The 17,600-nt window shown below is 68.7% G+C and carries 16 protein-coding genes; 9 read left to right on the top strand and 7 right to left on the bottom strand.

Annotation, left to right across the window (positions count from 1 at the left end; all coding sequences use genetic code 11):
- The 3 genes from AC5LXK_RS16110 to AC5LXK_RS16100 are packed head-to-tail and all read left to right on the top strand — an operon-like array spanning position 1 to position 3,144.
- The gene (locus AC5LXK_RS16110) at positions 1 to 996 is read left to right on the top strand and encodes an ABC transporter ATP-binding protein (protein WP_493389696.1); all 996 of its coding nucleotides are present in this window, start codon (positions 1 to 3) and stop codon (positions 994 to 996) included.
- The gene (locus AC5LXK_RS16105) at positions 993 to 2,006 is read left to right on the top strand and encodes a peptide ABC transporter ATP-binding protein (RefSeq protein WP_493389695.1); all 1,014 of its coding nucleotides are present in this window, start codon (positions 993 to 995) and stop codon (positions 2,004 to 2,006) included. Before AC5LXK_RS16110 ends, AC5LXK_RS16105 begins: the two co-directional genes overlap by 4 nt.
- Positions 1,999 to 3,144, top strand: a complete 1,146-nt coding sequence (locus AC5LXK_RS16100) for a TraB/GumN family protein (protein WP_493389694.1) — start codon at positions 1,999 to 2,001, stop codon at positions 3,142 to 3,144. Before AC5LXK_RS16105 ends, AC5LXK_RS16100 begins: the two co-directional genes overlap by 8 nt.
- A gap of 579 nt (positions 3,145 to 3,723) precedes the next feature.
- Here the strand turns inward: AC5LXK_RS16100 and pxpA are convergent.
- From pxpA to pxpB, 3 genes are read right to left on the bottom strand one after another with little or no spacing between them, the layout of a single operon-like run.
- Positions 3,724 to 4,488 carry a 5-oxoprolinase subunit PxpA gene (gene pxpA, locus AC5LXK_RS16095; protein WP_493389693.1) on the bottom strand — a complete coding sequence of 255 codons (765 nt, stop codon included), beginning with the start codon at positions 4,486 to 4,488 and terminating at the stop codon, positions 3,724 to 3,726.
- Between the two features lie 55 nt (positions 4,489 to 4,543).
- Complete coding sequence (locus tag AC5LXK_RS16090) at positions 4,544 to 5,611, bottom strand: 5-oxoprolinase subunit C family protein (RefSeq protein ID WP_493389692.1); 1,068 nt, start codon at positions 5,609 to 5,611, stop codon at positions 4,544 to 4,546.
- Positions 5,608 to 6,264 carry a 5-oxoprolinase subunit PxpB gene (gene pxpB, locus AC5LXK_RS16085; protein WP_493389691.1) on the bottom strand — a complete coding sequence of 219 codons (657 nt, stop codon included), beginning with the start codon at positions 6,262 to 6,264 and terminating at the stop codon, positions 5,608 to 5,610. Before pxpB ends, AC5LXK_RS16090 begins: the two co-directional genes overlap by 4 nt.
- 148 nt (positions 6,265 to 6,412) lie before the next feature.
- On the opposite strand from pxpB, the gene AC5LXK_RS16080 reads away from it, so the two are divergent.
- Positions 6,413 to 6,925 carry a winged helix DNA-binding protein gene (locus AC5LXK_RS16080; protein WP_493389690.1) on the top strand — a complete coding sequence of 171 codons (513 nt, stop codon included), beginning with the start codon at positions 6,413 to 6,415 and terminating at the stop codon, positions 6,923 to 6,925.
- A gap of 74 nt (positions 6,926 to 6,999) precedes the next feature.
- Here AC5LXK_RS16080 and AC5LXK_RS16075 read toward each other — a convergent pair whose 3' ends face one another.
- Positions 7,000 to 7,608, bottom strand: a complete 609-nt coding sequence (locus AC5LXK_RS16075) for a 5-formyltetrahydrofolate cyclo-ligase (RefSeq protein ID WP_493389689.1) — start codon at positions 7,606 to 7,608, stop codon at positions 7,000 to 7,002.
- 8 nt (positions 7,609 to 7,616) lie between these two features.
- Here AC5LXK_RS16075 and AC5LXK_RS16070 point away from each other — a divergent pair, with 8 nt between their 5' ends.
- From AC5LXK_RS16070 to AC5LXK_RS16055, 4 genes are all read left to right on the top strand, one after another.
- Complete coding sequence (locus AC5LXK_RS16070) at positions 7,617 to 9,569, top strand: lytic transglycosylase domain-containing protein (protein ID WP_493389688.1); 1,953 nt, start codon at positions 7,617 to 7,619, stop codon at positions 9,567 to 9,569.
- A gap of 57 nt (positions 9,570 to 9,626) precedes the next feature.
- Positions 9,627 to 10,586: a complex I NDUFA9 subunit family protein gene (locus AC5LXK_RS16065; protein ID WP_493389687.1), complete on the top strand. Its 960-nt coding sequence runs from the start codon at positions 9,627 to 9,629 to the stop codon at positions 10,584 to 10,586.
- 65 nt (positions 10,587 to 10,651) lie between these two features.
- Positions 10,652 to 11,299: a glutathione S-transferase family protein gene (locus AC5LXK_RS16060; RefSeq protein WP_493389686.1), complete on the top strand. Its 648-nt coding sequence runs from the start codon at positions 10,652 to 10,654 to the stop codon at positions 11,297 to 11,299.
- Positions 11,296 to 12,537: a multifunctional CCA addition/repair protein gene (locus AC5LXK_RS16055; protein WP_493389685.1), complete on the top strand. Its 1,242-nt coding sequence runs from the start codon at positions 11,296 to 11,298 to the stop codon at positions 12,535 to 12,537. The genes AC5LXK_RS16060 and AC5LXK_RS16055 overlap by 4 nt, the downstream gene beginning before the upstream one ends.
- A 39-nt stretch (positions 12,538 to 12,576) precedes the next feature.
- Here AC5LXK_RS16055 and AC5LXK_RS16050 read toward each other — a convergent pair whose 3' ends face one another.
- Positions 12,577 to 13,356, bottom strand: a complete 780-nt coding sequence (locus AC5LXK_RS16050) for a helix-turn-helix domain-containing protein (protein ID WP_493389684.1) — start codon at positions 13,354 to 13,356, stop codon at positions 12,577 to 12,579.
- Positions 13,357 to 13,773: 417 nt separating this feature from the next.
- Between AC5LXK_RS16050 and AC5LXK_RS16045 the strand changes: the two genes are divergently transcribed.
- A complete protein-coding gene (locus tag AC5LXK_RS16045) occupies positions 13,774 to 15,624 on the top strand; it encodes a M24 family metallopeptidase (RefSeq protein ID WP_493389683.1) in 1,851 nt (616 codons plus the stop codon).
- A 19-nt stretch (positions 15,625 to 15,643) separates the two neighbouring features.
- Here AC5LXK_RS16045 and AC5LXK_RS16040 read toward each other — a convergent pair whose 3' ends face one another.
- Both AC5LXK_RS16040 and AC5LXK_RS16035 read right to left on the bottom strand, forming a co-directional pair.
- Complete coding sequence (locus AC5LXK_RS16040) at positions 15,644 to 16,999, bottom strand: SGNH/GDSL hydrolase family protein (protein ID WP_493389682.1); 1,356 nt, start codon at positions 16,997 to 16,999, stop codon at positions 15,644 to 15,646.
- Between the two features lie 160 nt (positions 17,000 to 17,159).
- Positions 17,160 to 17,600, bottom strand: coding sequence for a flagella synthesis protein FlgN (locus AC5LXK_RS16035; RefSeq protein ID WP_493389681.1), 441 nt, complete (start codon positions 17,598 to 17,600; stop codon positions 17,160 to 17,162).

The following is a 17,600-nucleotide window of genomic DNA, read 5'->3' as shown; positions in this document are numbered from 1 at the left end:
ATGAGCAATCTTCTGACCATCCGCAATCTCGCGGTGAACTTCAACGGCCTGCCCGCTGTCGACCGGATCAACATGTCGATCGCGCCGGGAGAGGTGGTAGGCGTCGTCGGCGAATCGGGCTCGGGCAAGAGCGTGACGATGATGGCGCTGATGGGCCTGATCGACGCGCCGGGCAAGGTGACGGCCGACGAGGTCACGTTCAACGGCGTCGACCTGCTGAAGGCGTCGGCGAAGGCGCGCCGCAAGATCGTCGGCAAGGACATCGCGATGGTGTTCCAGGACGCGCTGACGAGCCTGAACCCGAGCTACACGGTCGGCTACCAGATCAAGGAGGTGCTGAAGCTGCACGAAGGCCTGCGCGGCGACGCGCTGCACCGGCGCGCGCTCGAACTGCTCGACCAGGTCGGCATTCCCGATGCGAAGAACCGCATCACGTCGTTTCCGCACCAGATGTCGGGCGGGATGAACCAGCGCGTGATGATCGCGATGGCCGTCGCGTGCAACCCGAAGCTGCTGATCGCCGACGAACCGACCACCGCGCTCGACGTGACGATCCAGGCGCAGATCATGGATCTGCTCGTGAAGCTGCAGAAGGAGCGCGGGATGGCGCTCGTGCTGATTTCGCACGATCTGGCCGTGGTGTCGGAGGTCGCGCAGCGCGTCGCGGTGATGTACGCGGGCGAGATCATCGAGACCAACAGCGTGCCCGAGATCTTCCGTGCGCCGCATCATCCGTACACCGAAGCGCTGCTCGCGGCGATTCCCGAGCACAATAAGGGGGCGAGTCGCCTTGCCGCATTGCCCGGCATGGTGCCGGGCCGCGATGATCGCCCGTCCGGGTGCCTGTTCGCACCGCGCTGCAAGTACGTCGTCGACGATTGCCGCAAGGCGCGGCCGGCGCTCGACACGCTGGTGTCCGGCAACGATGCGATGCGCGCACGCTGCATCAAGCCGCTCAACGTTTCCAACCTCGACCTGACGGGAGGCGCACGATGAATGCAGTCCACGAAACGCGTGCCACTTCGCACGACGAGGACGTACTGGTGGCCGACGGCCTCGCGAAGCACTATGCGGTGAAGCGCGGGATGTTCGGCCAGGGCACCGTGAAGGCGCTGAACGGCGTGTCGTTCTCGCTGAAGCGCGGCAAGACGCTCGCCGTCGTCGGCGAGTCGGGCTGCGGGAAGTCGACGCTCGCGCGCCAGCTCACGATGATCGAGACGCCCACCTCGGGCAGCCTGACGATCGACGGCAAGAACGTGGCCGGCGCGAGCCGCGAGATGGTCGCCGACCTGCGCCGCCGCGTGCAGATGGTGTTCCAGAACCCGTTCGCGTCGCTGAACCCGCGCAAGACCGTCGAGCAGACGCTCGCGGAACCGCTCGAGATCAACGCGAACCTGACGGCTGCCGAGCGCGCGCAGCGCATCGCGCAGATCATGCGCACGGTCGGCCTGCGGCCCGAGCATGCGAAGCGCTATCCGCACATGTTCTCGGGCGGCCAGCGCCAGCGCGTCGCGATCGCACGCGCGATGATCCTCGATCCGCGGATCGTCGTCGCCGACGAGCCGGTGTCGGCGCTCGACGTGTCGATCCAGGCGCAGATCCTGAACCTGTTCATGGATCTGCAGGAGCAGTTCAAGACGAGCTACGTGTTCATCTCGCACAACCTGTCGGTGGTCGAGCACGTCGCCGACGACGTGATGGTGATGTACTTCGGCAGCGTCGCCGAGCTCGGCGACAAGGCGACCATCTACGCGCGGCCGCGCCATCCGTACACGCGTGCGCTGATGTCGGCGACGCCGGCGATGTTCGAGGAAGACCGTCGCGTGCAGATCAAGCTGCAGGGCGAACTGCCGTCGCCGCTCAATCCGCCGTCGGGCTGCGCGTTCCACCAGCGCTGCCCGTATGCGGTCGAGCGGTGTCGCGCCGAGGAGCCGCAACTGCGCGACGTCGACGGCCGGCGCGTGGCCTGCCATCGTGCCGAGGAGGTAGGGGAGGCGAATGCCTGAAGCGTTGGCGGCGCGCGCGTCCGGCGTGCGCCGTGCGGGGGCAAGCAGCGCGCGCGTGATGCGCGCGTACCGCTACGCGCGGCGCTGGAGCGTGCGTACCGTCACGGGCGCGGCGCTGGCCGGCGCGTGCGTGGCGGCCAGCCTCGTGGTCCCCGTCGAGTCGGCGCGTGCCGAAGGGCGCGCGCCGGCGACTTCGCCGATCCATCCGTCGCAGGTTCCGCCGCCCGGCATGAGCCTGCCGGGCTTCCATGCACCGTCCGTATCGGACGGCACGGTGTCGCGCGGCACCGTGCGCGTGCAGCCTGCGCGCATGCCGTTCTACGTCGCGACCAAGGGCAAGGTCACGCTGTACGTGCTCGGCACGCTGCACACGGGCGACCCGTCCGATTACCCGAGCGCGCAGCCGTTCCGGCCGCGGATCCTCGCGGCGCTCGCCGCGTCGCCGACGCTCGCGCTCGAGCTGTCGCCGGACGACCTGCTCGAATCGCAGGACGACGTGTCGAAGTACGGCGTGTGCCGTTACCCCTGCCTGCAGCGTCTGCTGCCCGAACCGCTGTGGCAGCGGCTCGCGGCGCGCCTGCGCGGCAACCCGGCCGCGCTCGCCGAGATCCGCAAGATGCGGCCGTGGCTCGCGGCGCTCGTCGTCGAGACCTACGATTCGCTGTCGGCCGGCCTGCAGACCGAATACGGCACCGAAGCGCAACTGCAGAACGTATTCCTGAAGAAGAAGGGCGGCCGCGTGATCGGGCTCGAGACGCTCGCCGAACAGATGCGCGCGTTCACCGGGCTCACGCTGGCCGAGCAGCGCGAGATGCTCGCGCAGGACATGGTGCAGACTCCTGCGCAGAACGCCGACGACATCAAGGCGCTGCACCGGCTGTGGCGAATTGGCGACGCCGATGCGATCTCCGCATGGTCGGTCGCGAAGAGCGAGCGGCTCGCGCGTTCGAAGGCGTTGTCGGCGTCGATCGACAACAAGATCGTGTACGAGCGCAACCGGCGCTTCGTTGCACGGATGACGGCAATCGCCGCACCGAACCGGCCGCTGTTCGTCGCGATCGGCGCGCTGCATCTGGGCGGCCCGCGCGGCGTGCTCGAATTGTTGCGTCAACAAGGTTACAGCGTCGACGCGAACTGACCGCGGCCGTCACGCGCGAATCGATCCTCCCCCGTTTGATCGGTGTCTTCCACACAACGTCAAACGCCTGTATGGGCACGCGTTTCGATAAGGAAAACCCTCGAATCGTCGGAAAATAGCGTTTCAAACGATTGACATCCCGTTCTGCCAATATCTATTCTTCGATCCACAAGTTGAAAAAATGAAAAGAATAGAAAAGTTCTACGGGGTAGCAGAAAACAAAGCGCGGGGTTAGCGCGTTGCCGGCACGTGGTGCACACGTGCCGGCCGCGGAAGTGTCTGCATGTACGGCGGGGCCAATCATCGTCGGACAACAAGAATGCATGCAGGCCGACTTGCGAATAAGCAACGTTCCGTCGTCTGACCGGGGAATGCAGTAATCGGGCGGCGGCGGACGTTTTTTAATCCGGAATATTTTTCCGGTCACCGTCGAAAGACGGTTTTCGGGGAGCGAATCGACAGACGGCGAAGCCGCAGCGATTGCGCCAACGGAAAAGCGCCACGAGGGCGCTTTTTTCTTTTGTGCGGCGGGTTTCGTGCACGGCGTGCGGCCGACGCGCAGCGCGCGCGTCGCCTGTCCTATGCGCCTTCGTCGGCCTGCACCGTCCCGGGTGCGACCACGTCGACGCCGGCGGCCTCCAGCGCCGTGCGGATCCGTTTCGCGAACGCCAGCGCATGCGGGCCGTCGCCGTGCAGGCAGACGGTCTGTGCATTGAGCGGCACCCATTCGCCGCTCAGCGCCCGCACCTGCCGGTTGCGCACCATGTCGAGCGTGCGCGCGAGCACCGCGTCTTCATCGTCGATCAATGCGCCGGGCTGGCTGCGCGGCACGAGCGAGCCGTCCGCGCGGTAGCCGCGATCGGCGAACACTTCTTCCACCGCGGCGAGCCCCGCGTGCCGCGCGGCCGCGACGAACACGCTGTTCGCGAGCCCGAACACCGCGAGCGACGGATCGAAGTCGTGGATCGCGGACACCACCGCGTCGGCGATCATCGGGTCGCGCGCGGCCTGGTTGTACAGCGCGCCGTGCGGCTTCACGTGCGCGATGCGCCCGCCTTCGGCCTGGGCGATCGCCGACAGCGCGCCGAGCTGGTACAGCACGCCCGCATAGATGTCGCCGGCCGGCAGCTGCATTTCCTTGCGGCCGAAATTCTCCGGATCGTGAAAGCTCGGGTGCGCGCCGATCGACACGCCTTTCTGCACGGCCCAGCGCACGCAGTCGCGCATCGCATTCGCGCCGCCTGCATGCCACCCGCATGCGATGTTCGCCGACGTGACGAGGTCGAGCAGCGCCTCGTCCGATCCGCATCCTTCGCCGAGATCGGCATTCAGATCGATTTCCATATGTTCCTCGTCCACTGATTGCGTGGCGCGTCTTTCGTTACTGCTTCCGCCATTGTCACGCTGCGCGCGATTGGGCGCGGCGGCGCGCTTCTTCTCGCATGTCGATCGCGACGTCGATCTGCCGCAGATAGGCACGTTCGGCGGCGAGGGCGACGCGCGCGGCGTCGGGGGTCGTGCGCACGAAGCGGATCGGCAGGTTGAGCCGCGCCTGTGCGAGCTTCCACAGATCGGCGCGGATCACCGTGCCGATCTTCGGGTAGCCGCCGGTGGTCTGCGCGTCGTGCATCAGCACGATCGGCTGGCCGTTGGGCGGCACCTGGATCGTACCGGGCAGCACCGCGTGCGACAGCAGCTCGACCGGCCGCTCGCGCGCGAGCTCCGCGCCGGCGAGGCGATAGCCCATCCGGTTGCTGTTCGCGGTGACGAGCCATTCCTCGTCCCAGAACGCCTGCTGCGAATCGGCCGCGAACGATGCGTAGTCGGGGCCCGGCAGCACGCGCACGGGCATCGCCCACGGCGCATGCGCGGGGCGGTGGCGGCGCGGCGGCTCGTCGACCCGCACGAACGCGCACCACGCGGGCGCCTTCACGCCGAATTCGGGCGCATCGGCCGCAAGGCAGCCGGCGCCGGCCGGCGGCACGCCGACCGGCAGCCGGTCGCCGTCGCGCAGCGTGCGGCCGCCGAGGCCGCCGAAGCGCGAGGCGAGATCGGTGCTGCGCGAGCCGAGCATCGGCAGCACGTCGATGCCGCCCGCGATGCACAGGTAGCCGCGCATTCCGCGTTTCGCAGCCGGCAGCACGAGCGTCTGCCCGGCCTCGACCGGCAGGCTCCACCACGAATACACGCGCCGGCCGTCGAGCGTCGCGCCGAATTCGGTGCCGGTGATCGCGATGCGCGTGGCACGCGGGAAGCGGAACGTGGCGGGGCCGATCGTGATCTCGACGGCCGCCGCGTCGGGGCGGTTGCCGACGAGCCGGTTGCCGACCTCGAGCGCGAGGCTATCGAGCGCGCCGCCCTGCGCGACGCCGAGATGGCGTGCGCCGCGGCGCCCGAGATCCTGCACGGTCGACAGCGGGCCGGCCCGCACCACCTCGATGGTGCCCGGTGCGTTGCTCTGGGTCATCGTGCGTCGACTCCCGCAATGGTGAAGCGCACGCGGTCGCCGGGCAGCAGCAGGGTCGGCTGCGGTCGCGCCGGATCGAACAGCACGTGCGACGTGCGGCCGATCAGCTGCCAGCCGCCAGGCGACGTGGCCGGGTAGATGCCCGTCTGCGCGCCGCCGATGCCGACCGAGCCGGCCGGCACCTCGAGGCGCGGCGCGGCGCGGCGCGGCGTGTGCAATGACGCGTCGAGGCCGCCCAGATACGCGAAGCCCGGCTGGAAGCCGACGAAGAACACGACGTATTCGCCGGCCGCGTGGCGCGCGACGACCTCGTCGGCCGACAGGCCCGTATGCGCGGCGACGGCGGCCAGGTCGGGGCCGGCGGCACCGCCGTATTCGACCGGGATCTCGACTTCGTGGCCATCCGCATGCTCGACGTCGGCCGTCTCCCACGCATCGCGCAGCGCGGGCGTGAGCGATTCGGCCGTCGTGGCGAGCGCGTCGAACACGATGGTCAGGTTGTTCATGCCGGGGACGACGTCGATCACGTCGGGCCACGCGCGCGCGGCCTCGGCAACGGCCCAGACGCGGCGCTGGCAGTCGAGCGTGGCGGGCGGCGGCACCTCGCAGACGAGGGCGGCATCGCCGAGCGGATAAATGCGGGGTTGCGTCATCGGACTGGCACGGTTCGGACGGCAATGTTAGCGCACATTGTCAATAAAATATCGACAACTTCCCAATAAGCGTTTTCGCCTAGCTCGTATGCGGGGGCTTCTGGCGTACACTCGGCACACCCTGTCATCCGGCTTGCGCCGCCTTTCCATGAAGCGTCCTGCGACCAAGATCGTGTCATCCGAACACCTCGTTTCCGATTCGAGCGCGGAGCTGTCGGAGCTCGAATACGGGCTCATCATGGCGGGCAACGCATTCAACCGCTGGATGGTGCGCTGCATGTCGGCGGCCGGCGCGAAGGACATGACGGCGGTCGAGGTATCGCTGCTGCATCACGTCAGCCATCGCGAACGCAAGAAGAAGCTCGCCGACATCTGCTTCGTGCTCAATATCGAGGATACGCACGTCGCGACCTATGCGCTCAAAAAACTGATCGCCCGCGGCTATGTGAAGAGCGAGAAGAACGGCAAGGAAGTGTTCTTCTTCGCGACCGACGCGGGCCGCGACCTGTGCCTGAAGTACCGCGAGGTGCGCGAGCACTGCCTGATCGAGACGCTGAAGGACAGCGGCCTCACCAACCAGCAGATCGGCGACGCGGCGCAGTTGCTGCGCCACGCATCGGGCCTCTACGACACGGCCGCGCGGGCGGCGGCGTCGCTGTAAACGATTGCGGAAACCGTTGCGCGCGGTCATGCGCTGACGGGCGCGCGGAGACGACCGCGGCGCCGCGCGCCGCGTCATCCGGCGGCCGGATAGAGCGCGCCGTCGGTCACGATCCAGTGCAGCGCGAGATCGTGCGCTTCGGCCGGCAGCGCGTCGACGCGGCATGCTTCATAGGCGATGCCGACCGTCACGGGCAGCGCATCGCCCGGCCACGCGGCGAGCGTGCGGTCGTAGTAGCCGCCGCCGTAGCCGAGCCGGTAGCGCTGCGGATCGAATCCCACACAGGGAATCAGCAAAAGGTCGGGCACGACGACGATTCCCGACGCCGGTTCCGGAATCCGGTGATGCCCTTCCCGCATCGGCGTGTTCGCATCCCACGCATGGAACGCGAGCGGCGTGTGACGCTCGCCGATCACCGGCAACGCGGCGCGCCGGCCGGCGCCCGCCGCGCACCAGGCGAGCACCGCATCGCGCGCATCGAATTCACCCGGCAGCGGCCAGTAGAACCCGATCGTGCGCGGCGCCAGACGGTCGAGCAGCGCGCGCAGCCGCGCGTCGAGCGCGGCGTTCGCGGCGGGCTGCGACGCGGCGTCGCGACGTGCGCCGGACAGCATTTTGCGCAGCGCAACCTTCGGGTTCGGCACAGGGTTGCGTGCTATGCTTTCGCTCACTTCGTGCTCCATTCAAAACGATGTCCAACAGCCTTTTCCGAGTATATCGCGCGGTCGCGCTGACACTTTCGGCCGCCGCGCTCGTCGCGGGCACGGCCGCGTGCGCCGCACCGAACGACGACACGCTCGCCGGGGATGACCAGATCTTCGTGCAGCTTCGCGAAGCCGCACGCCGCAACGACGCCGCAAAGGCCGCGCAGCTCGCGTCGATGATCCCGAACTATCCGGTCCCGTCCTACGTCGAGTATTTCCAGATCAAGCCGCAGCTGTTCGATTCGACGGGCCGCGCGCGCGTCGATGCGCCGGATGCGCCCGTGCAGTCGTTCCTGCAGCGCTACGACGGCCAGGCGATCGCCGACCGCCTGCGCAACGACTACCTGCTCGTGCTCGGCGCGCGTCACGACTGGCGCAATTTCGACGACCAGTACAAGCGCTTCGTGCTCGACGACGACACGCAGGTCAAGTGCTATGCGCTCGAATCGCGGGCGACGCGCGGCGAGAATGTGGCCGATGCGGCGCGCGCCCTGCTCGTCGAGCCGAAGAACTACGGCGACGCGTGCGTCGACCTGATCACCGCGCTCACCGTCAACCAGCAGTTCACGAGCGACGACGTGTGGCAGCAGGCCCGCCTCGCGTACGAGCAGAACTACACGACGCTCGGCGGCAAGATCGTCGACGCGCTCGGCCCGCGCCCGGTCGGTTTCGACCAGGCGACGAGCGCGCCGCCGCTGTACCTCGCGCGCGGCGTCGGTCCCGACGCCGCGTCGCACCAGCTCGCGCTGATCGCGCTCGGCCGCATGGCGCGCAACGATCCGGACGCAGCCGCCGGCATGCTGACGACGGTTGCGCCGTCGCTGACCAAGCAGGAACAGGCGATCGCGTGGGGTGCGATCGGCTACCAGGGCGCGATCAAGCGCTCGCCGCTCGCGTCGGTCTGGTACGCGAAATCCGCGAATGCGCCGCTGTCGAATCCGGGCTACGAATGGCGCACGCGCGCCGCGCTGCTCGCCGGCAACTGGCCGATGGTGCGCTGGTCGATCGAGCAGATGCCGCCGTCGCTGCGCGACGATCCGGCCTGGATCTACTGGCATGCGCGCGCGCTCAAGCAGAGCGGCGACACGTTGCAGGCGAACCAGGAATTCGAGCAGGTCGCGGGCCAGTTCAACTTCTACGGGCAGCTCGCCGGCGAAGAGCTCGGCCAGCGTACGACGATCCCGCCGCGCACGAAGGTGAGCGACGCCGAGGTCGACGCGATGGGCAAGATCCCGGGCTTCGCGCTCGCGCAGCGCTTCTACGCGCTGAACCTGCGCCTCGAGGGCAACCGCGAATGGAACTGGCCGCTGCGCGGGATGACCGATCGCCAGCTGCTCGCGGCCGCCGAATACGGCAAGCGCGTCGAGCTGCTCGACCGCACGGTCAACACGGCCGACCGCACGAAGGCCGAGCATGACTTCACGCTGCGCTATCCGTCGCCGTACCGCAGTATCGTCGAGCGCTACGCGCAATCGACGGGCCTCGACATCGAGTGGGCGTACGGGCTGATCCGCCAGGAATCGCGCTTCATCATCAGCGCGCGTTCGTCGGTGGGCGCGGGCGGCCTGATGCAGCTGATGCCGGCAACGGCCCAGATGGTCGCGAAGAAGCTCGGCATGGGCACGATCACGCGGGCGCAGATGCACGACATCGATACCAACATCCAGCTCGGCACCTGGTATCTGGCGGACATCTACAACAACTTCGACAGCTCGCCGGTGCTCGCCACCGCCGGCTACAACGCGGGCCCGGGCCGGCCGCGCCAGTGGCGCCAGGTGTTGACGCAGCCGGTCGAAGGCGCGATCTTCGCGGAGACGATTCCGTTCAACGAGACGCGCGACTACGTGAAGAACGTGTTGTCGAACACCGTCTACTATGCGGCGCTGTTCGAGGGCAAACCGCAGTCGTTGAAGAAACGTCTAGGCATGATCTCGCCCTGATCCACACTCTTCACACTGCCGCGCGAGACGCGGCAGTGTTCTTTTGAGGTTACGAACATGGACCGCCAGACCGTCGCGCTGCTGGGCGGCACCGGCTTCATCGGCAGCCGGCTCGTCAATGCGCTGATCGACGCCGGCAAGCAGGTACGGATCGCCACGCGGCGGCGTGACCACGCGCGCCACCTGCAGATGCTGCCGGTCGAAATCGTCGAGCTCGACGCGCTCGATACGCGCACGCTCGCGCGCTTCGTCGCCGGCGCGCAGGCAGCGATCAACCTGGTCGGCGTGCTGCACGGCGGCCGCGGCACGCCGTACGGGCCGGGTTTCGAGCGCGCGCACGTCGCGCTGCCGGCCGCGCTCGCGACCGCCTGCACCGAGGTCGGCGTGCGGCGCCTCGTGCACATGAGCGCGCTCGGCGCCGATTCACGCGGGCCGAGCATGTACCAGCGCTCGAAGGGCGACGGCGAGGCCGCGCTGCATGCGATCGCGGCGACCGATTCGCTCGCGCTGACGATCTTTCGCCCGTCGGTCGTGTTCGGCCCCGGCGACGCTTTCCTCAACACGTTCGCCAATCTGCAGCGCACGGTGCCCGTGCTGCCGCTCGCGATGCCCGACGCGCGCTTCCAGCCCGTGTTCGTCGGCGATGTCGTGCGCGCGTTCGTCAATACGCTCGATCTCGCGGCCGCGCACGGCAAGACCTACGAACTCGGCGGCCCGACCGTCTACACGCTCGAACAGCTGGTGCGTTATTGCGGCACGCTGGTCGGCCGGCAGGCACGCATCGTGCGGCTGCCCGACGCGCTCGCGCGGCTGCAGGCGAGCGTGTTCGAATGCCTGCCGGGCGAGCCCGTGATCACGCGCGACAATCTCGCGACGATGTCGGTGCCGAACGTGCTGTCGGGGCCGCTCGCGCCGGAACTCGGGATCTCGCCCGCGAGTCTCGAAAGCATCGCGCCCGGGTATCTCGGCGAAGCCACGAAGCGCTCGCGGTTCGACTGGTTCCGCTCGCGCCGATAACGCCCGCGCGGAGCGCGGCCGTACTGCCCCTTTCTTTTCCTTTTCGCGTTTTCCGGAACATCGTCATGAAACTCGTCATCGGAGACAAGAACTACTCGTCGTGGTCGATGCGCCCGTGGGTGCTGCTCACCCATTTCGGTATCCCGTTCGACGAGATCGCGGTCGAGCTGCATCGCGACGACTCGACCGCGCGCATCCTCGAATACTCGCCGACCGGCAAGGTGCCGTGCCTGGTCGACGACCACGGCATCGCGATCTGGGATTCGCTCGCGATCGCCGAGACGCTCGCCGAGCGCTACCCGGACCTGCCGATGTGGCCGGCCGATCCGCTCGAGCGCGCCCATGCGCGCTGCGTGTCGGCCGAGATGCATTCGGGCTTCGCGGCGCTGCGCACGCATATGAACATGAACGTGCGCGCGTCGTTGCCGGGCCGCGGCGCGACGCCGGATGCGCTCGCCGATGTCGCACGCATCGATGCGTTGTGGAGCGCGTGCCTCGAGGCATCGGGCGGCCCGTTCCTGTTCGGCGAATTCGGGATTGCCGATGCGATGTACGCGCCCGTCGTGATGCGCTTCAACACGTACGAACCGGGCCTGTCGCCGGAAGCAGCCGGTTACGCGGCGCGCGTGACGGCGTTGCCCGCCGTGCAGCGCTGGATCGACGCCGCACGCCGCGAAACGACCGTGATCGCCGACTACGAGCCCCAGCCATGAACATCTACGCGGTAGGCGGAGCGATCCGCGACGAATTGCTCGGCGTGCCGGTGCAGGACCGCGACTACGTGGTGGTCGGCGCGACGCCCGAGCAGATGGCCGCGCAGGGCTTCCGGCCGGTCGGCAAGGATTTCCCGGTGTTCCTGCATCCGCAGACGCAGGAGGAGTACGCGCTGGCGCGCACCGAGCGCAAGACGGCGGCCGGCTATCACGGCTTCCAGTTCCATTACGCGCCGGACGTGACGCTCGACGAGGATCTCGCGCGGCGCGACCTGACGGTCAACGCGATGGCGCGCGAGGTGAGCCCGGAAGGTGCGCTGGTCGGGCCCGTGATCGATCCGTTCGACGGGCAGGCCGACTTGCGTGCGCGCGTGTTCCGGCACGTGAGCGACGCGTTCGTCGAGGATCCGGTGCGGATCCTGCGGATTGCGCGCTTCGCCGCGCGGTTCGCCGATTTCACGGTGGCGGACGAAACGCTCGCGCTGATGCGGCGGATGGTCGACGCGGGCGAGGTCGACGCGCTCGTGCCGGAACGCGTGTGGCAGGAAATCGCGCGCGGGCTGATGGAGGCGAAGCCGTCGCGGATGTTCGCGGTGCTGCGCGAATGCGGCGCGCTCGCGCGCATCCTGCCCGAGGTCGATGCGCTGTGGGGCGTACCGCAGCGCGCCGACTACCACCCGGAAGTCGATACCGGCGTGCACGTGATGATGGTCGTCGACTATGCGGCGAAGCAGGGTTATTCGCTGGCGGTGCGTTTTGCGGCACTCACGCACGATCTCGGCAAGGGGACGACGCCTGCGGACGTGCTGCCGCGCCACATCGGCCACGAGGGCCGCAGTGTCGACCTGCTCAAGCCGTTGTGCGAGCGGCTGCGGGTGCCGAACGAATGCCGCGATCTCGCGCTGGTGGTCGCGCGCGAGCACGGCAACCTGCATCGCGTGATGGAGATGGGCGCGGCCGCGCTGGTGCGGCTCTTCGAGCGCAGCGACGCGCTGCGCAAGCCTGCGCGTTTCGCCGAGCTGCTGCAGGCATGCGAATCGGATGCGCGCGGGCGGCTCGGGCTCGACGCGCAGCCGTATCCGCAGGCCGAGCGGCTGCGCGTCGCGCTCGCCGCCGCGCGCAGCGTCGATGCCGGCGCGATCGCGCGCGACATCGGCAACGATACCGGGCAGATCAAGGACGCCGTGCATCGTGCGCGGATCCAGGCCGTCGCGCAGGCGCTCGCGATCGGCGAATAGGCGCGGGAACGGCGCGCGGCGGGCGCGCCCCGTCAGCCGTTACGACTTCTTCTTGCGTTTCGGGGTGGCGGCGGCCGGGCGCTTGCCGGTGGCGGCGCGCGGCTTCGCCGACGCCTTCTTGCCCGTCGCGCCGGCTTTGGCAGGCCGTGCCGCATCGGCGTCGCGATCGCCGCGTCTGGGCGCCGGCGCGCGACGGCTCACGCGCGGCTCGCCGGGCGCGGATTGCCTGATTTCCATCGTCGCGGACACGAATTCCGCACAACTGTCGTCGAACAGCGGCAGTGTGCCGACCGCGATCAGCTCGGCCGGCCCGTCGCCGACGTTGGCCACGCGATGCCGCTTGCGTGCATCGAAGTGCAGCGAGTCGCCGGGCGCCAGCGGGTAATCCTTCTTGCCGACCGTGTAGCAGACGCGGCCGGTCAGCACGTAGACGAATTCGTCGCCGCCGTGCGCGACCCATTCCGAGCGGTAGCCTTCCATCATCTGCACCTTGAGCGCGTTGATCTGGCTGCCGTCGAACGTGGTGGAGAGCCGCTCGTACCACTGCGACGTGGCGTCGAGCGCATACGGCTTGCGGCTGCCTTCGTGCGAATCGGGCTGCGCCTGGCGCGGCTGGTCGATCAGCGTGCCGAGCGGCACGTCCAGCGCTTTCGCGACGTTGACGAGCGACGACAGCGAGATGCCGGTGAGATTGCGCTCGACCTGGGACAGGAACCCGACCGACAGTTTCGCTTCGGTCGCGACCGCCAGGAGCGTCTTCTTCGCTTCCCGGCGCAGGCGGCGAATGCGCTGGCCGATACGCATGATGTCTGAATCCATGAATCTCTTTCGTGGCAACGAGTCGGGAGGCGAGCGGAGGGGCAGTCGCCGGGACGTTGCTTTCCGCGCATGGCGCGAAGCACGGCCGCCGGGACGACGATGCCGGCGCATTGTACCGTGCGGTGTCGTCGGACGAATTGTCGTTGTGCCCGGATCCGCAGGCGATTCGCCGATTTTAGCCCTGCGAAAATTTTAGCTTGACCTCAATTTCGGCGTGTTCTAGATTCTGTCGCGCATCAAACAAAGTTAAGTGAGACAAAAATTTTTCAGGAGCCTGCCGCCTGAATGGCACGCCGCTCCCGCGCCGTGCCGGACCGAACGACGACCGTGCCACGGCGCCGTGCCGCGTCAGGCCTGCTTCGCGCCGGCACCCCGCCGCGCCGCCGGCCGCCGACAACAACGAATAACGGGCATCCGATGATCGACCGACTGAAATACAGCTTCTCCGGCCTTCCCCAGTACGACGCATCCGTTGCCGACACGCAGGCCGGCCTGTCGCGCCTGCTCGACGCCGCGCGGCTCGACGCGGTGGTGATCACGTCGCAGGATGAATACGTGACCGAATACCTGCCGCGCAGCAACAACCCGCGCTACGCGGTGTCCGGCTTCGACGGCTCGGCCGGCTGCGGGATCTTCCTGAGCGCGGCGACTGCGCAGGCGCTCGGCCTGCCGCCGTTCGTGCTGTTCGTCGACGGCCGCTATCACCTGCAGGCCGAGCAGCAGTGCGATCCGGCGCGCGTGCGCATCGAGAAGCTCGGAATGAACGTGACGATCTGGCAGGCGATGGCCGACTGGCTGGTCGCGCATGCCAGCTGGCTCGCGCGGGTCGGTTACGACGCGCTGCGCATCAGCGTCGGGCAGCGCGACCGGCTGTTCGAGCAGGCGCAGGCCGCCTCGCTCGACTGGACGAGCCTCGCCGATCGCGAGATCGACCGCGCGATCGCGCTGCCGGGCTGGATCGTCGAGCGGCCGATCTTCGAAGTGCCGGAAACGATGACCGGCCTGAGCGTCGCGCAGAACCTCGACACGCTGAACCGCCGTCTCGCCGCGCATACCGGCGCGGCCGACGGCAAGACCGCGTTCTTCACGTGCGCATCGGACGATCTCGCGTATCTGCTGAACAGCCGCGGCTATCACATCCCGAATGCGTCGTCGCACCTCGGCTTCCTGTTCGCGGTCGGCGGGCAGGTTGCGCTGTTCTTGCCGGAAGGCTGCGACCGCTGCGAGGTCGCACTCGATTCGTATCCGGCGCTGCACGTGATCCGGCGCGAGGTGGCGGCGCTCGAGCGCTTTCTCGCGCAGTTCGCGGTCGAGCACGTGTGCTACGGCTTCGAATCGGTGAACTGCGCGCTCGTCGACGCGGTTCAGCGCGTGTGGCCGCATGCGCGGCATGCCGATTTCAACCCGGTCGAGGCGATGCGGGCGAGCAAGACGCCGGCGGTGCTCGACCGGTTCCGCGACGCGTTCGCGCGCAGCTCGGCGGCGATCGCCGAGACGATGCGCTGGGCGAAGGGCGGCGAGCCCGGCGCACGCCACACCGAATACGACCTGGCGCGCACGATCAACGACGCGTACGGCGCGCGCTCGGCCGTTGCGCTGACGTTTCCGTCGATCGCGGCGAACGGCGCGAACAGCGCGTTCGCGCATTACACGGCGGCGAGCGCCGACGTCGAGCTGACCGAGGGCGAACTCGTGCTGCTCGACAGCGGCGCGTACTACGAAGCCGGCTTCGCGACCGACTGCACGCGTGTCGTGCTGCGCCGGACGCATCCGGATACGGTCGCGCAGCCGTGGCAGCGCGAGATCTACACGGTCGCGCTGAAGGCCTGCATCAAGGGGCTCGTCACGCGCTTTCCGGCCACCGCGAAGGGCGGCGACGTCGATGCGCTCGTGCGGCAGGTGTGCCGCGACCACGGCCACGATTTCGGTCACGGCACCGGGCACGGCGTCGGGATCCACGTTCACGAAGGCGGCGTGCGGTTCGCGCCGGGCGCGACGTACGGGCTGGTGCCGAATGCGGTGATTTCGGTCGAGCCGGGCATCTACCTGGCGGGCAAGGGCGGCGTGCGGATCGAGAATATCGTGATCGTCCGGCCGGACGACGCGCAGCCGGACACCGTGACGTTCGAGAACATCGTGGCGGTCGGCTACGACTGGGACCTGATCGATCTCGACCTGCTCGACGACGACGAGCGCGCGTACCTGCGCGACTACGAGCGGCTGTGCGTGGAACGCGGCACGCAGGTGACCGCGTGTCCGCTGTTGTAAGCACCGCCGCCCGCGACGGTCAGTTCAGCAGGCGCGTACGCACGAACGGCGCGATCTGCTCGGCGAGCCACGCGTGCGTGCGCGTCGTCGGGTGCAGCGTGTCCCAGAACACGAAGCGCGCCGGATCCCGACAGTCCGCACGCGGCGTCTGGGCGGCCATGTAGGTGAGCGACGACGGCTTCGGAATGTCGAGGCACGAGCGCTTCGCGTCGTCGAAGCCGTATTGGGCCGGGTGGCTCAGCAGGTCGTCGAACCGCGCGTACGCGTCGAACACCTCGAGCCGCAGCGTCGCGCCGTAGCGGGCGCGCAGCGCGGCGGCCGCGTCGACGAGGCGCCGGTTGTAGTCCTTCACCTGCGCGGCGACGCTCGCCGTGTCGGCACGGGTCGCGAACACCGGCGCGCGCGACACGTCCGGCAGCGTGACGAGCATGATCCGCGTCGCGCCGGCCGCGGCGAGCCGGTCAAGACTGTCGCGCACCGCATTCGCCGCCTGCTCGGGCGAGCGCCCGTAATTCACGAGATCGTTGCCGCCCGCGAACACCGCGAACAGCGTGTTCGCGGGCCGGTAGTCCGGCGCGCGCTCCATGTATTCGCGCCACGAGTCGATCTGCTGCACGAGGCCCGGCACGACGAGGTGCTGGTCGGTTGCCGCACCGCCGATCGCCCAGTTGTAGAACGGCAGCCGCAGCGTGTTCGCGAGATATTCGGCCCACACCGGGCCGTTGCTGAAGCGCCCCGCATGCCAGCTCGTGCCGTTCGGCAGCTTCCACTGGCTCGCGTTGAACATGTTCTGGGTGTCGGACAGGCTGTCGCCGAACACGATCAGCTTGTTGACGCGCGCGTCCTGCTGCGCGGCGTCGATGGTCCATACCGTGTAGTTGAACGACAGCGCGTTGTTGGCCGCGACCGCCTGCGTGAGGCCGGACTGGATGCCTTTCGCCGCCAGCGTCTTGCGGCACACGTCGGCGAGCGCGTCCTGCGACGTCGTGCTGTAGAACATGTTCTTCCACTGCGTGACGCCGTCCGCCCACCAGTAGCCGGACACGCGATACCAGTCGCCGCCGGCGGGGTCGCGCGCCCATTCGTAGGTCGCGGCCGGCTTCAGCGGATCCGCGTCGATCCGGTACCAGCAACGCAGGTACGTGTAGGTGTCGGCGCCGCGGCGCGATGCGCGCGGCATCGCGCCGGGCGTGCCCGATGCGGCCGGCGGCACGACGTCGGGGCCGGCCGGCGACAGCGACATGTCGCCCGTCGGCGTCGGCAGCGGCGCGGGGCCGGCGGCATGGGCGGCGGGGAGCGCCAGCGCGGCGCCCAGCGCCGCGACGGCGGAAACGGCGACGACGCGGGATGACAACGGAATGCGGAAATACGGCATGCGGCCCTCTTCTGATTGTTGTGGCAGGACGGCGGCGCGGGTGCGCGGCCGTGTATCGGAAGGGACCGTGGGTGCCGGGCTCGGGCCCGGTCTGTCGAAACGTGAAATGCCCCGAAGGGCGGCGAGAGGCGGTCGGTGCGGCGGCGGTGCCGCCGCCAGGTCAGCGCGTCAGCGCCGAGACGCGCCCGTCGGGGCCGTAGACGCCGGCCGGTGCGGGTGCGGAGCGCAGTACCGCGAGCGCGCGCTCGTTGTAGTCCATCCGGATCCGGATCAGCATCCCGTTGTTCGCGTTGGCCTGGCGTGCGCGTTCGGCGGACTGTTGCAGGAGTTGCCAGCGGCCGGCGAGGCGCGCATCGCGTTCGGCTGCCTGGTCCATGCCCTTCTTGCCGGCCGGAAAGCCGAGCGCGGAAAGCTGCGTGTCGCGCGTGCGTTCGAGCTGCGCGAGCCGGTCGATCAGCTCGCTTTTCTTCTCGACGATCCCGGGCAGCATCTCGAGCGGCTCGGCCGTCGTCAGCGCCTTTTCCTCGTAGGCGAGCAGGGACGCGAACGCTTCGATCGTCGCGTGTTCGTCGTTGACCGTGGCCAGCAGCTCTTCTCTCAT

The organism is Burkholderia pulmonis (assembly GCF_984667975.1).
This window is presented reverse-complemented; position numbering and strand designations above follow the sequence as displayed.

Excerpts from the sequence above, each read along its gene's own strand:
- AC5LXK_RS16110 (WP_493389696.1), top strand. The coding sequence starts at position 1 with ATGAGCAATCTTCTGACCATCCGCAATCTCGCGGTGAACTTCAACGGC.
- AC5LXK_RS16105 (WP_493389695.1), top strand. The coding sequence starts at position 993 with ATGAATGCAGTCCACGAAACGCGTGCCACTTCGCACGACGAGGACGTA.
- AC5LXK_RS16100 (WP_493389694.1), top strand. The coding sequence starts at position 1,999 with ATGCCTGAAGCGTTGGCGGCGCGCGCGTCCGGCGTGCGCCGTGCGGGG.
- pxpA (WP_493389693.1), bottom strand. The coding sequence starts at position 4,488 with ATGGAAATCGATCTGAATGCCGATCTCGGCGAAGGATGCGGATCGGAC.
- AC5LXK_RS16090 (WP_493389692.1), bottom strand. The coding sequence starts at position 5,611 with ATGACCCAGAGCAACGCACCGGGCACCATCGAGGTGGTGCGGGCCGGC.
- pxpB (WP_493389691.1), bottom strand. The coding sequence starts at position 6,264 with ATGACGCAACCCCGCATTTATCCGCTCGGCGATGCCGCCCTCGTCTGC.
- AC5LXK_RS16080 (WP_493389690.1), top strand. The coding sequence starts at position 6,413 with ATGAAGCGTCCTGCGACCAAGATCGTGTCATCCGAACACCTCGTTTCC.
- AC5LXK_RS16075 (WP_493389689.1), bottom strand. The coding sequence starts at position 7,608 with ATGGAGCACGAAGTGAGCGAAAGCATAGCACGCAACCCTGTGCCGAAC.
- AC5LXK_RS16070 (WP_493389688.1), top strand. The coding sequence starts at position 7,617 with ATGTCCAACAGCCTTTTCCGAGTATATCGCGCGGTCGCGCTGACACTT.
- AC5LXK_RS16065 (WP_493389687.1), top strand. The coding sequence starts at position 9,627 with ATGGACCGCCAGACCGTCGCGCTGCTGGGCGGCACCGGCTTCATCGGC.
- AC5LXK_RS16060 (WP_493389686.1), top strand. The coding sequence starts at position 10,652 with ATGAAACTCGTCATCGGAGACAAGAACTACTCGTCGTGGTCGATGCGC.
- AC5LXK_RS16055 (WP_493389685.1), top strand. The coding sequence starts at position 11,296 with ATGAACATCTACGCGGTAGGCGGAGCGATCCGCGACGAATTGCTCGGC.
- AC5LXK_RS16050 (WP_493389684.1), bottom strand. The coding sequence starts at position 13,356 with ATGGATTCAGACATCATGCGTATCGGCCAGCGCATTCGCCGCCTGCGC.
- AC5LXK_RS16045 (WP_493389683.1), top strand. The coding sequence starts at position 13,774 with ATGATCGACCGACTGAAATACAGCTTCTCCGGCCTTCCCCAGTACGAC.
- AC5LXK_RS16040 (WP_493389682.1), bottom strand. The coding sequence starts at position 16,999 with ATGCCGTATTTCCGCATTCCGTTGTCATCCCGCGTCGTCGCCGTTTCC.
- AC5LXK_RS16035 (WP_493389681.1), bottom strand. The coding sequence starts at position 17,600 with ATGAGAGAAGAGCTGCTGGCCACGGTCAACGACGAACACGCGACGATC.